The sequence below is a fragment of the Thioalkalivibrio sp. ALE31 genome (genome assembly GCF_000377405.1).
In the GTDB taxonomy this organism is placed as follows: domain Bacteria; phylum Pseudomonadota; class Gammaproteobacteria; order Ectothiorhodospirales; family Ectothiorhodospiraceae; genus Thioalkalivibrio.
Window position 1 is genome coordinate 144979 of the sequence record NZ_KB905023.1, and the last position, 13289, is coordinate 158267.

A 13289-nucleotide genomic window follows, 5' to 3' on the forward strand; every position below is an offset into this window, starting at 1 on the left:
TTCGCTCATCGCATCCTGCGACGTGGCGACGGGCAGACCCCGTTCCAATCAGGGTGCTGCGCGGTGGCGGCGGGCGGCGTCGAGGCGGCGGACGAAGTCCTGCATCAGGGTGGTGTAGAGGGTTTCGCCGAGGACCTTGTCCTCGATGCCGGCGTCGAGGTTGGGGTTGTCGTTGACCTCGATGACCATCACGCCGCGCGGGGTCTGCTTGAGATCGACGCCGTAGAGGCCATTGCCGATCAGGTTGGCGGCCTTGACGGCCGTCTTGACCACGGCGGCGGGCACGTCCGCCAGTGCCAGTGTGCGGAAGCCGCCCTCGCGCGGGCCGCCCTTGGCGTCGTGGTTGACGATCTGCCAGTGCTTGCGCGACATCAGGTACTGCGAGGCGTACAGCGGCTGGCGGTTGAGCACGCCGATGCGCCAGTCGAACTCGGTGTAGACGAACTCCTGGGCGAGGATCAGATCGCTCTCCTTCAGCAGCCGCCGGGCGATGGATTCCAGCTCGGCGCGGTCGTTCGCCTTGAATACGCCGCGCGAGAAGCTGCCGTCCGGGATCTTGAGCACCACGGGATAGCCGATCTGTTCCTCCGCGCGCAGGATGGTCTCGCGGTTGAGGATCACGGTCTTTGGCGTCGGCACGCGATGGGCGGCCAGGCGCTCGGCCAGATAGACCTTGTTGGTGCAGCGCAGGATGGAGTCGGCATCGTCGATTACCACCATGCCCTCGGCCTCGGCCTTGCGCGCGAAGCGATAGGTGTAGTGGTCGATGGCGGTGGTCTCGCGGATGAACAGGGCGTCGAACTCCGCCAGTCGTGGCAGATCGCGCGCCTGGATCAGCTCGACATCCATCCCCTGTTCCTGCCCGGCGCGGGCGAAGCGCTTGAGCGTGGCCGGCGTGGACGGGGCCATCGCCTCGTCCGGGTTGTGCAGGATGGCCAGCTCGTAGCGCGCGCTGCGTGCCCCGCGGCGGCGGCGCCAGGGTTTGGAGAGGTAGCGCTCCAGCGCGGCGAAGAAGGCCGGCTCCTGCTCGGGTTCCAGCGCGTTCAGCGCGAACGAGCGAAGGGCGTGGATCTGCCAGCGTCCCTGAAGCCGGAACTCCACCCGGAACATCGGCGCGGGGAACAGGGCGAACAGCTGCGCGGCGATCTCCTGCAGCGCCGGCTCGTCGCACTGGCCGAACAGCACGGTCAGCTCCAGCCGCTCGGGCTGCACGCCCTGGCGGCTGCGGCCCAGAACGCGCGCCACGCGCTCGTCCAGCTCCTCGGTATCCAGACTGTAAATGGACTTGCGCGACAGGTCCTGCAAGGTACGCACGCTGGGGATCACCCGGTGCCCGCGCGCCTCCGCCAGCAGCGAGCCGTAGTACCCGGCGGACAGGTAACGCTGGCTGCGGCACAGGTTGATCACACGCAGGGTGGCCGGGTCGTCGGCGGCCGGGCCGCGCAGGTAGTCGTCGATGGCCATGACCGGAAGGTCGGGGAAGTGCGGCTTCCAGTCCGCCCGGCGCTCGACCAGGATGCGGTGCTCAGGCATGCGCGCCCTCCGCCGCCCGGCGCGGGCCGACGATCACCGCTGCCTGCAGGCCCGCGCGGCCGTAGCGCGCCATGCGCTCGAAGTCCGCACGCGCGATCGGCATGTTCACCGAGTCCACCGCGCGCTCCCCTTGCTCCACGTCCACGAACGGGTCATGCACGTAGACAAAGCGCTCGTCGAAACCCGTCACCGTGACCCAGTGCGGGAAGCGCTCGGCATACAGCCGCACGCTGCTGATCAGAACCACCGGCACCCCGCCCTCGCCAAAGCGCGCCTCCAGCTGGGACACGTTCACCGGGCCGTGCACCACCGGCACCCCGAGCTGTTCCAGCTCCTCGACCATGTCCTCCTGCACCAGCTGCATCACCTCCTTCTTCTCCGCGCTGCGCACGGAATCCGCGAAGGCCACGCCGCGATCGCGCACCAGCAGTTGCACCTCGAACCCACGATGGGCGGCCGCCAGCGCGAGCCCGTACGGCCCGCAGCCGCCGTGGCCCGAGGTCATAAAAATCGTGGTGGCGTCGCGCCACAGGCGCAGCTCCAGGCGCCGGTCCAGCTTCAGCGCCGGGTCCACCGCGCGCATCGCCATCATCAGCGCAGCCGGGCCACAGGTGAACTCCAGCGTCTGCGCGTAGTACGGGGCGCGTACCAGCGCCGGATCGGGGCCGGTCGCCAGCGACTTCTGCAGCCGCAGCGCATCCATGTGGTCCTCGTAGTAGTCGTCGATGGTGCCGAGGTCGCGATACCCGAGCCCGCGGAACAGGGCCAGGCTGGCCGCATTGTCGCGCCGCACCTCCAGACGCAGATCGGTCCGCCCGTGCTGGCGCGCCGCGTCTTCCGCCGCCTCCACCAGGCGCCGGCCCAGCCCCTGGCCGCGCGCCCGCGCGCTGACCGCAATCGAGTACAGCCGCGCCAGCGACGTCCCGCGGCTGAACAGCAGCATCACGTAGCCGAGCAAGCCCTCCCCACCGGGACCCTCCGCCACCAGCGTGACCGCATGCCCACGCGTGAGCAGGTAGCGAAACTGCCGCCGCGAGATGCGATCGATCTCGAACGCCGCATCTTCCAGCGCGACTAGCGCCTCCAGATCCTCCAGCGTGGCCGGACGGATCAAGGCCGATTCTGCGGCGGGCGCAACCCGTTGCTTGACCTGCTGGCTCACGCTCCTCTCCCGGCGGCGGCCCGATCTCCATCGTAGCGCAACCACCGGGCGCCAATAGCCCGCTCCAGCAGGAATATTTGCCGACGGCAAGACCCCGGCTAACGCAGTGCCCCGGACAGTTCGTCCAGGCTGCCGATGGTGGCCGTGGGCTCCCCACCCCAGGGGTCGAACAGCCGCTGCCGCGCCCGGTCGAGCCAGACCGTACGCATGGCCGCAGCCTGCGCACCGATCACGTCGAAGGGGTTGCCTGAAACCAGCCATGCCTGCTGGGGCAGCACATTCGCCCTCTGCAGGAAATGCCGGTACACGCGCGGGTCCGGCTTGAAGCAGCCGATCTCGTCCACGCTGACGAGATCCTCGAAGCGATCCTCCAGGCCGGCGTTCCGCAACAGCCCGCTGACCGTCTCAGCCGTCCCGTTGGAGAACGCGAACAGACGGTGTCCCTCCGCCCGCAACTCGTCCAGGGCCGACCCCGCATCGGCGAAGGCCGGGAGCTCTCGGTAGCACCGCAACAGCTCCGCCTCCTGCTCCGCTTCGAGCGCGATACCCAGTACCTCGCAGCAGAACCGCAGCGCCTGCTCGGTGCAGGTATCGAAATCCGCGTACGCCCCCATCAGCCCGCGCCGGAAGGTGTACTCCAACTGCTTCTCGCGCCAGGCACGTGCCAGTACCGGTGCCCGCTCGCCCATCCACCCTTCGAGCGTCGCCGTAACCCCCTGGGTATCGATCAGCGTCCCGTACACATCAAACGCCAGCGTCTGCCGCATAGCCCCTCCCGGATGTAACCACCAAACCGCCATCTCGCACTACCGGCCGCAAGATGCCAGTATGAGAATTCCGCTTGCGCCGGTCATCGCCCCCCAGCGATACCAGGAAGATGGTGACATGAAGATCAAAGACCTTATTGACGAAGCCGAGTCCCTGCCCGTGGAAGAGCGCGCTCTGGTGGTCGATTCCCTTCTGCGCAGCCTGAACCCGCCCGATGCGGGCGTGGACCGCAAATGGGCGGAGGTCTCGCGAAAGCGCCTGAAAGAGATCCGCTCGGGCACAGTCGAAGCGATTCCGGGCGAACAGGTCTTCGAGAGGATATGGAGCCGGTTTGAACGATGAGTTTTCGCTTTCACCCGGAAGCAGAGCAAGAACTCACCGAGGCCGTTCAGTACTACGAAGAAATCGAGCCCGGCCTCGGGAACGATTTTGCAGTTGAAGTGTTTGCAGCTGTGCAACGCGCCATCGCCTACCCGCGTGCCTGGACCGTTCTGGAGGGCGAAGTGCGGCGCTCATTCGTGAAGCGGTTTCCGTATGGGGTTCTCTACGCAGAAGAGGACGGGGCATCCTGATTCTCGCGGTCATGCACCTGCACCGCCACCCGGATTACTGGAAGGAACGCACACGGGAAGGCTGATGACTGCCCCCCAGACAGCGGCAGCCATGCGGCTGGCCAAGGATCTGGACATGCGGGTACGACACGGCACACTGAGTGCGATGTCCCGTCAATCGAAGCACTGGAGTCGTCGATGAGCATGCAGGAGACCATTACCCGGAAGCTGGAGGAGCGCTTTGCGCCCGAGCATCTGGAGGTGGTGAACGAGAGCCACATGCACAACGTGCCGCCGGGTTCGGAGTCGCATTTCAAAGTGACGGTGGTGTCCGAGGCCTTTCGTGATCAGAAGCTGATCGCGCGGCACCGGCTGGTGAATCAGGCCCTGGCCGACGAGCTGGCCGGGGGCATCCATGCCCTGGCGCTGCACACGCTGGACCCGGACCAGTGGTTCGAGCGTGCCGGCCAGGTCGCCGATTCCCCGCCCTGCATGGGTGGAGGCAAAGACTGAAGTCTTGCCAATGACGGACGCCCCTGCGGCCGAATCGGCCGTCGACCACATCCTGCGCGCCCGGCTGAAAGCACCCGGGCTGATGGACCTGCTCGGCCAGATCGAGGCCAGCCTGAACCCGGCGGCCAGCCACCCGCCGCTGTCGGGCGTATCCGAGCACCTGGGGCCGGACCGCCACATCGTGCTGTGGCTGATCGACGGCTTCGCCACCCGCTATCGCCGCCACACACCGCTGCTGGGCGCGGACTACGTAAGCGACCTCGAGACCGTGTTCCCCAGCACCACGGCGACCGCGATCAGCAGCATCCTGACCGGGCGCACACCCGCGCAGCATGGCCTGCTCGGCTGGCACACCCGCCTGCCGTCCGCCGAGCGCACGCTGACGGTGCTGATGGGTCAGGAGCGCGACGCCGAGGATCGTCCGGCCACGCTCGGCTACCGCGAGCTGACCGGCCGCGTACAGCCGGACCGCCTGGTCGACCGGCTCGGCTGCCACACCACCATGATCGGCCCGGACTGGATCGGCGGCACACCCTACAACCGCATGATGAACGGCTCCGCCGCGTTCATCGGCTTCGAGGACCTGTCCGAGCTGCCGGCACGGGTGGCCGCGCATGTGAACGCGACACCGGGGCCGCATTTCACCTACGTCTACTGGTCGGAGCTCGACCACCTGGGCCACGCCTACGGCCCGGAGAGCCCGGAGGTGGAGCGCCACCTGAAGCAGCTGGACCTGGCCTACACCGCGACCTGCGCGCAGATCCAGCGCCCGGAAAGCGTGTTCCTGACCACCGCCGACCACGGCATGCGTACCATGGAGCGCCGGCTGGACCTGCGCGAGCACCCGGCGGTGCAGGCCTGCCTGTGCCACCGCCTGACCGGCGAGCCGCGTGCCGCCATCGCCCATGTACGCGAAGGACGCGACACGGACTTCCTGACGGCCCTGGACGCCGCCTTCGGCGCGGACGTAGCCGCAGTCCCCGCCGCGGACTGGCTGGGGCCCGGCACCCTGGGCCTGCCCCCGGGGCATGACCGTGAGCACCCCGAGCTGCGGGCGCGCGCCGGCGACTACCTGCTTCTGCCCGCGGAGGACGCCTACCTGGTGGACCCGCCGGCCGACGACGAGGGGCCATTCTTCGTCGGTGCCCATGGCGGCCTGTCGCCGGAGGAGCGGCATATTCCCCTGTTTCTTCGGAATATCGGCCAGTCGCGGTAAACTGCCGGGTTCTGTGCCGGTCAAACGGGCTGGCGCTGGCTGAAACAAGACTGTCCCGAGATCCCATGAACGACACCGCCGACCAGACCTACAACAATGCCGCCCAGCACCTGATCGAGCTGGCGAACCGGCTTGCCGATGACGGCCAGGCCGCTGAAATCGGCGACGTCGCCGACGGCCTGCTGGCCGGTGCCGTGCACTTCTGGCTGTACAGCCGCCAGCCCTGCGGCGATCCGTTGTGCGAGGACTGCGCCCCGTTCGCGGACGCCGAGAGCCGTCTGGCCATGCTGCACGAGCTGATCGACGAGCTGGCGCGCGACAGCGACTACTTCCACGCCACCACCGACACCACCGTCGGCCACGCCTGACCCGCTACGCCCGAGCCGATGCCGGTCACGCCCTTTCGCCCCGCGACCGATACCTGGTTCGGCGAGGCCTTCGGGCAGGCGACCGCGATCCAGTCGCGCGGCTGGCCCGCGATCCGGGCCGGCCGCCACTGCCTGCTGATCGCCCCCACCGGCAGCGGCAAGACCCTCGCCGCCTTCCTCAGCGCCATTGATCGCCTGACCGGCGAGCCCGCCCCGGATGCCCGGCGCGGCTACTCGGTGCTGTACATCTCGCCGCTGAAGGCGCTGGCCACCGACATCGAACGCAACCTGCGCGCCCCGCTGACCGGGATCGCGCAGACCGCCACGCGCTTGGGTGATGATGCCCCGCGCGAGCCGGTGGTACACATCCGCACCGGCGACACCCCGCAGGCCGAGCGCCGCGCCCAGGCGCGCGAACCCGGCGACATCCTGGTGACCACCCCCGAGTCGCTGTACCTGCTGCTGGGCTCGAAGGCCGCCGAGAACCTCGAGTCCATCCACACTGTGATCATCGACGAGGTACATGCGCTGGCCGGCAACAAGCGCGGCGCGCATCTCGCCCTGTCGCTGGAACGCCTGGCCGAGCGCTGCGGCGAGGACCCGCAGCGCATCGGGCTGTCCGCCACCGTGCACCCGGTGGAGGTCGCGCGCGGCTTCCTCGGCGGTGACCGCGAGGTGGAGGTGATCGACGCCGCCGAGCCCCCGCGTCTGGACCTGGAGATCCTCGCCCCCGAGGAGCCGCCCGCCGAGCACGCACCCGCCACCGTCGAGGCCACGGAGGCGCAAAGCCCCATCCCGTCCGGCTCCATCCTCGGCGCGGTGTACAGCCAGGGCACCGGGCAGCTCCCCACCGCTGGCGGCGACCGCGCCGCACGCCTGGAGCCGCGCCTGCTGGCCGCGATCCTCGAGCACCGCTCCACCATCGTGTTTGTGAACAGCCGCGGGCTGTGCGAGCGACTGGTCCAGCGCATCAACGAGGCCTGGCGGGAGCAGCAGCCGGAGGATGCCGAACCGGTGGAGGACCTGGTCGCCGCCCACCACGGCAGCGTCTCCCACGAGCGCCGCGCCGAGATCGAGGGCCGGCTGAAGACCGGGCGCCTGCGCGGCATCGTCGCGACCAGCTCGCTGGAGCTGGGCATCGACATGGGCGCGGTGGATCTGGTGATCATGGTCGAATCCCCCGGTGCGGTCGCGCGTGGCCTGCAGCGCGCCGGGCGTGCCGGGCACGGGGTGGGCCAGGTCTCGCGCTCGCTGCTGCTGCCACGCTTTCGCGGCGACCTGCTCGAATGCGCGGTGATCGGCGAGCGCATGCAGGCCGGCGCGCTGGAACCGATCCATGCCCCGCACAACCCGCTGGACGTGCTGGCCCAGCAGCTCGTCGCGATGGTCTGCGAACGCCCGCGCACGGTGGACGAGCTGCACGCTCTGGTCCGCCGCGCCGCGCCCTGGCGCGAGCTGTCGCGGGCGCTGCTCGAGGCCACGCTGGACATGCTCTCCGGCCATTACCCCAGCACCGACTTCGCCGACCTGCGCCCCTGGCTCGCCTGGGACCGCGCCCGCGACGAACTGACCCCGCGCCGGGGGGCGGCACTGGCCGCGCGCCTGAACGCCGGGACCATCCCCGACCGCGGGCTGTACGGCGTGCATGTCGGCGAGGGCGGGCCGCGCATCGGCGAACTGGACGAGGAGATGGTGTTCGAGCTGAAGACCGGCGAGAACGTGACCCTGGGCGCCAGCACCTGGCATGTGGAGGCGATCACCCGCGACCGCGTGCTCGTCTCCCCCGCCCCCGGCGAGGTCGGCAAGCTGCCGTTCTGGCATGGCGATGGCCCCGGCCGCCCGATCCAGCTCGGCCAGGCCATCGGCGCCGCCACCGAGCGGCTGGCACGCATGGGCCGCGCCGAGCGCACGGCCTGGCTCAGGGAACACGCGCCACTGTCGGAGGCGGCGGTGGAGACCCTCTGCGACTACATCGACGAGCAGCGCGAGGCCACCGGGCAGCTGCCCTCGGACCAGCGCATCGTGGTCGAACGCTTCCGCGACGAGGTCGGCGACTGGCGCGTCTGCATCCTGACCCCGTTCGGCGCGCGCGTACACGCCCCCTGGGCGCTGGCCCTGCAGGGCGCGCTGACCAGCCGCTCCGGCTTCGAGGTGCAGGTGATGTACACCGACGACGGCATCGTGCTGCGCCTGGCCGACAGCGAGGACCTGCCCGAGCTGGACGCCTTGTTCCCCGACCCGGAGGAGCTGGAGGAGGCGGTCACCCGCGAGCTGGGCCACTCCACCCTGTTCGCCAGCGCCTTTCGCGAGAACGCGGCGCGCGCCCTGCTACTGGTGCGCAACCGCCCCGGCCAGCGCACCCCGCTGTGGGCACAGCGGCTGAAATCGCAGCAGCTGCTGGCCTCGGTGCGCGAGTACGCGAGCTTCCCGGTGGTGCTGGAGACCTACCGCCAGGTGCTGGCCGACGTGTTCGATCTGGACGCCCTGCGCCAGATCCTGCGCGGCGTGCAGGAACGCCGCATCCGCGTGCACGAGGTGGAGACACCGCAGGCCTCGCCGTTCGCCCGCAGCCTGGTGTTCGCCTATGTCGCGGCCTACATCTACGAGCAGGACGCGCCGATGGCCGAGCGCAAGGCCCAGGCGCTGACGCTCGACCGCGGCATGCTGGCCGAACTGCTGGGCCAGGCCGAGCTGCGCGAGCTGATCGACCCCGAGGCCCTGGCCGAGCTGGAGGCCGAGCTGGCGCATGCCACCGAGGCGACCCGGGTGCCCGACGCCGACGCCCTGCACGACCTGCTGCGCCGGCGCGGGGACCTGACGCGGGACGAGGTCGCAGCCGCCTGCACCGAGGCGCCGGGACCGTGGCTGGAACAGCTCGCCCGCTCCCTGCGCGCGGTGGAGGTGCGCATCGCCGGCGAGCCGCGCTGGATCGCCGCCGAGGACGCCGCACTGTACCGCGATGCCCTCGGCGTGGTGCCTCCGCCCGGCCTGCCCGCCGGCTTCCTGGAACCGCCGCAGCGCCCGCTGGAACAGCTGCTGCGCCGCTACGCCCGCACCCACGGACCGTTCCGCAACGAGGACCTAGGCGCACGTTACGGCCTCGCGCCGGGCACTCTGCTGCCGGCGCTCGAGAGCCTGGAGCGCGCCGGCGTGCTGCTGCGCGGCGAGATCCGCCCGCAGGGCACCGGCGAGGACTGGTGCGAACTGGACATCCTGCGGCGACTGAAACGCCGCACCCTGGCGCGGCTGCGCGACGAGGCGGCCGCGGTCGATGCCCGTGCGCTGGGCCGCTTCCTGCCCGCCTGGCAAGGCCTGACCGAGCCCGGCCGCGGGGCCGGCGCCCTGCGCGACACGCTGACGCAACTGGAGGGCATCGCCCTGCCCTGGTCCGCCTGGACCGCCCACGTACTGCCGATGCGGGTGCGCGACTTCTCGCTGGACGCGCTGGACCGCATCACCGCCTCCGGCGAATTCGTCTGGGTGGGCAGCGGCGCGCTGGGCCAGCGCGACGGGCGCATCCGCTTCCTGCGCCGCGAACAGGCGATGGTGCTGCTGGAACCGGAGGCCGATGCCGCGGATGCCGAGGCCCACGACGACCCGCTGGCGCAGGCGATCCTGGAGACCCTGGACCGGCGCGGCGCCTGCTTCTACCTGGAGCTGGAACGCGCGGCCCGCAACGCACAGCCGGACGCCCGCCAGGACGCGATCGAGGCCGCGATCTGGGACCTGGTCTGGGCCGGGCAGATCACCAATGACACCTTTGCCCCGCTGCGCAGTCTGGGCCAGCGCAAGACGTCGGCGCCCGGCCGCCGGCGCTCGGGCCAGGGCCTGGCCGGCGGGCGCTGGTCGCGGGTGGCCGACCTGATCGATCCCGGCGTGTCGCTGACGGAGCGCGCCCCCGAACAGGCCGAGAACCTGCTGGCACGCTACGGCGTGGTCAGCCGCGAAATGGCCCGCGCCGAGGGCCTGCCGGGCGGCTTCGGGCGCGTGTATCCCGTCTACCGCGCGATGGAGGACGCCGGCAAGCTGCGCCGTGGGCACTTCGTCGAGGGCCTGACCGGCGCGCAGTTCGCCCGCGCCGGCGCAGTGGACCGCCTGCGCGCCCTGGAACGCGCGGCCGACGACACCCCCGAACCGCAGTGGCTGGCAAGCGTCGACCCGGCCAGCCCCTGGGGCCAGCTCCTGCCCTGGCCGCAGCCGCCGGAAGCGGCCGAGGGCCGCCTGCGCCGCGTCGCCGGGGCACTGGTCGCGCTAGCCGGCGGCCAGCCGCTGCTGTACCTGGCCGCCTCCGGCCGCCAACTGTTCGTCTGGGAGACCATCCCCGGCATCGACACCGGCGAGGCCCACGCGGCACTCGTCACCGAGGCGATTCGTCAGCTCGCCAGCAGCGCCTGGCTGCCGAAGCGCCGCGGCGTGACCATCGAGAGCATCAACGGCGAACCGGCGCGCCAGTCCCCGTTCGCCGCCGCCCTGCGCGCCGGCGGCGCACTGGGCGAGGTGCGCGGCCTGCGCCTGGAGCCACCCGCCGGCCGCCGCTAACCCAACTTGCAGGGAAAGGGCCAGGAAGGGCTTTTCACCACAGAGCGCACAGAGGACACGGAGAAGTTTGGGTCTCGGTTAACAGGAAGATGAGAAGGCTGGAAGGAGAGCTTCGGGGGTGTGGCCGATTGGGCGGCATCCCGCCGCAGGGCGGCATTCGCACCCCCCCCAGCCGGTAGGAGCCTGCTCGCAGGCGAAGCCCCTGCCCACGGTGGTGCGACCAGGAAGGTGTCAGGTGGAGAGGGCCTGCCCCAGCGCCGCCAGGAAGGCGTCGTTTTCGTCGGGGCGCCCGACCGTGACGCGCAGGCAGTCGGCGAGCAGGGGATGCGCGCGGCCGACGTCCTTGATCAGGATGCCGGCGTCGCGCAGGGCGGCGAAGGTCGCATGCCCGTGTCCCTCGCGCACCCGGAACAGGATGAAGTTCGCCTGGCTCGGAAAGACCTGTTCGACGCCCGTCGTGGCCGCCAGGCGCTCGCCCAGGCGGTCGCGCTGGTCGATGATCCCCCGCGCCTGGGCATCCAGTGCCTCGCGATGATCCAGGGCGAAGGCGACGGAGCGCTGGGTCAGGGTGTTGATGTTGTACGGCAGGCGCAGCCGGTCCAGCGCGTCGATCCAGGCCGGGGTGCCGGCCAGATAGCCGAGCCGCGCACCGGCCAGCCCCAGCTTGGACACCGTGCGCATCACCAGCAGGCCGTCATCCACCCCGACCCGCGAGAGGAAGCTGTGCGCGGCGAACGGGGCGTAGGCCTCGTCGACCACGGTAACCCCCGGATTCGCGTCGACGACCGCCTCCACCGTCGCGGCGTCGTCCAGCGTCCCGGTGGGGTTGTTGGGGTAGGCCAGAAACACCACGGCCGGGTTGTGCTCGGCCATCGCCGCGCGCATCGCCGCGAGATCCAGGGTGAAGTCCGCGTTCAGGGGCACGCCAACGAACGGTACGCCCAGCGCCCGGGCCAGCACGCCGTACATCACGAAGGTCGGTTCGGGCGCCAGCACCGGTCGACCAGACCCGGCGATCGCCGTGATCAGGATCTGGATTAGCTCGTCGGAGCCGTTGCCGAACATCAGCCCGGCGGCCTCGGGCACGCCGTGGGCGGCGCGCACCTGCCCGGCCAGGCCCAGCGCCTGGGCATCCGGGTAGCGATTCAGTTGCGGGTCGCGCAGGGCCTCCAGCCAGGCGTCTTCCAGCGCGCCGGGCCAGGGGTGCGGGTTCTCCATCGCGTCCAGCTTGATCAGGCCGGTTGCGTCGGCCACCTGATAGGCCGGCTGCGCCAAGACCTCCGGGCGCATCAGGGCGTCCGGGGTTCGTGTCGAGCGTGCGGTCATCGACTGCGCAGTTCGGCGGAACGCGCGTGCGCGGTCAGGCCCTCGCCGTGCGCCAGCGCGGCGGCGGTCGTGCCGAGCTTCGCCGCGCCCGCGGCCGAGCAGTGGATGATGCTCGAGCGCTTCTGGAAGTCGTAGACACCCAGCGGCGAGGAGAAGCGCGCGGTACGCGAGGTCGGCAACACGTGGTTGGGCCCGGCGCAGTAGTCGCCCAGGGCCTCGGAGGTGTAGCGGCCCATGAAGATCGCGCCGGCGTGACGCAGGCCGGCGTCCAGCATCGCCTGCGGATCGGCCACGGACAGCTCCAGGTGTTCCGGGGCGATGCGGTTGGCAACGGCAACGGCCTCGGCCGAGTCGCGTACCTTCACCAGCGCCCCGCGCTTGTCGAGGCTGGTGCGGATGATCTCGGCGCGCGGCATCTCGGCCAGCAGGCGGTCCATGGCCTCGGCGACGCGGTCGAGGAAGGCCGCGTCCCAGGACAGCAGGATGGACTGGGCCTGTTCGTCATGCTCGGCCTGCGAGAACAGGTCGGCCGCGATCCAGTCCGGGTCGGTCTCGCCGTCGCAGACCACCAGGATCTCCGACGGGCCGGCGATCATGTCGATGCCGACCGTGCCGAACACCTCGCGCTTGGCCGCGGCCACGAAGATGTTGCCGGGGCCGACGATCTTGTCCACCGCCGGGATGGTATCGGTGCCATAGGCCAGGGCCGCCACCGCCTGGGCGCCGCCCACGGTGAACACGCGGTCCACCCCGGCCACGGCGGCCGCGGCCAGCACCAGATCATTCAGTTCGCCGCCCGGGGCGGGCACGACCATCACCAGCAGCTCGACGCCGGCGACCTTCGCCGGGACCGCGTTCATCAGCACGGAGGACGGGTAGGCCGCCTTGCCACCGGGCACATACAGGCCGACGGAATCCAGCGCGGTCACGCGCTGACCGAGGACCGTGCCGTCTTCGTCGGTGAAGTCCCAGTCCTGCATCTTCTGGTGTTCGGCGTACTGGCGGATGCGCGCGGCGGCGGTCTCCAATGCCGCGCGCTGCTCCGGCGGGATGGATTCCAGCGCGGCCTGCAGGCGCTCGTGCGGGATCTCCAGGTCCGCGACCGCAGGGCGATCGAGGCGATCGAATTTGGCGGTGTAGCGCAGCACGGCCGCATCGCCCTCGGCGCGCACGGCCCCCAGGATCTCGTCCACCGCATCGCGTACGCCGGTGTCGGCAACGGACTCCCAGGACAGCAGGTGCTCCAGGGCCTGGTCGAAGTCGGGCTGCTGGGTATCGAGTCGGGCAATGGAGGGCATGGCGTATTCCTCGGT

Annotated in this window: 10 protein-coding genes and 1 pseudogene; 6 read left to right on the plus strand and 5 right to left on the minus strand. The window is 70.7% G+C overall.

Going from position 1 to position 13289, the window contains the following annotated elements; translation table 11 throughout:
* Window positions 1–48 precede the first annotated feature (48 nt).
* The 3 genes from D103_RS0108580 to D103_RS0108590 form a co-directional block, all read right to left on the minus strand.
* Complete coding sequence (locus D103_RS0108580) at window positions 49–1533, minus strand: RimK family protein (RefSeq protein WP_018876501.1); 1485 nt, start codon at window positions 1531–1533, stop codon at window positions 49–51.
* Complete coding sequence (locus D103_RS0108585; RefSeq protein ID WP_018876502.1) at window positions 1526–2695, minus strand: GNAT family N-acetyltransferase/peptidase C39 family protein; 1170 nt, start codon at window positions 2693–2695, stop codon at window positions 1526–1528. Before D103_RS0108585 ends, D103_RS0108580 begins: the two co-directional genes overlap by 8 nt.
* Before the next feature lie 98 nt (window positions 2696–2793).
* Window positions 2794–3462 carry a haloacid dehalogenase type II gene (locus tag D103_RS0108590; RefSeq protein WP_018876503.1) on the minus strand — a complete coding sequence of 223 codons (669 nt, stop codon included), beginning with the start codon at window positions 3460–3462 and terminating at the stop codon, window positions 2794–2796.
* Between the two features lie 118 nt (window positions 3463–3580).
* On the opposite strand from D103_RS0108590, the gene D103_RS0108595 reads away from it, so the two are divergent.
* The 6 genes and pseudogenes from D103_RS0108595 (at window position 3581) to D103_RS0108620 (ending at window position 10650) form a co-directional block, all read left to right on the plus strand.
* Complete coding sequence (locus D103_RS0108595; RefSeq protein WP_018876504.1) at window positions 3581–3805, plus strand: addiction module protein; 225 nt, start codon at window positions 3581–3583, stop codon at window positions 3803–3805.
* Window positions 3802–4100, plus strand: a pseudogene (locus D103_RS13440) (type II toxin-antitoxin system RelE/ParE family toxin). Before D103_RS0108595 ends, D103_RS13440 begins: the two are co-directional and overlap by 4 nt.
* A gap of 112 nt (window positions 4101–4212) precedes the next feature.
* A complete protein-coding gene (locus D103_RS0108605) occupies window positions 4213–4527 on the plus strand; it encodes a BolA family transcriptional regulator (protein ID WP_018876506.1) in 315 nt (104 codons plus the stop codon).
* A gap of 10 nt (window positions 4528–4537) precedes the next feature.
* Window positions 4538–5743 carry an alkaline phosphatase family protein gene (locus tag D103_RS0108610; protein WP_018876507.1) on the plus strand — a complete coding sequence of 402 codons (1206 nt, stop codon included), beginning with the start codon at window positions 4538–4540 and terminating at the stop codon, window positions 5741–5743.
* 65 nt (window positions 5744–5808) lie between these two features.
* Window positions 5809–6111 (plus strand): hypothetical protein, encoded by a 303-nt coding sequence (locus tag D103_RS0108615; protein WP_018876508.1) that lies wholly within the window; start codon window positions 5809–5811, stop codon window positions 6109–6111.
* Between the two features lie 18 nt (window positions 6112–6129).
* Window positions 6130–10650 (plus strand): DEAD/DEAH box helicase, encoded by a 4521-nt coding sequence (locus tag D103_RS0108620; RefSeq protein ID WP_018876509.1) that lies wholly within the window; start codon window positions 6130–6132, stop codon window positions 10648–10650.
* 231 nt (window positions 10651–10881) lie between these two features.
* On the opposite strand, the gene hisC is transcribed toward D103_RS0108620, so the two are convergent.
* Entirely contained in the window at window positions 10882–11976 is a 1095-nt protein-coding gene (hisC, locus tag D103_RS0108625; protein ID WP_026280319.1) for a histidinol-phosphate transaminase, read from the minus strand.
* Window positions 11973–13274 (minus strand): histidinol dehydrogenase, encoded by a 1302-nt coding sequence (hisD, locus tag D103_RS0108630; RefSeq protein ID WP_018876511.1) that lies wholly within the window; start codon window positions 13272–13274, stop codon window positions 11973–11975. The genes hisC and hisD overlap by 4 nt, the downstream gene beginning before the upstream one ends.
* Between the last annotated feature and the right edge of the window lie 15 nt (window positions 13275–13289).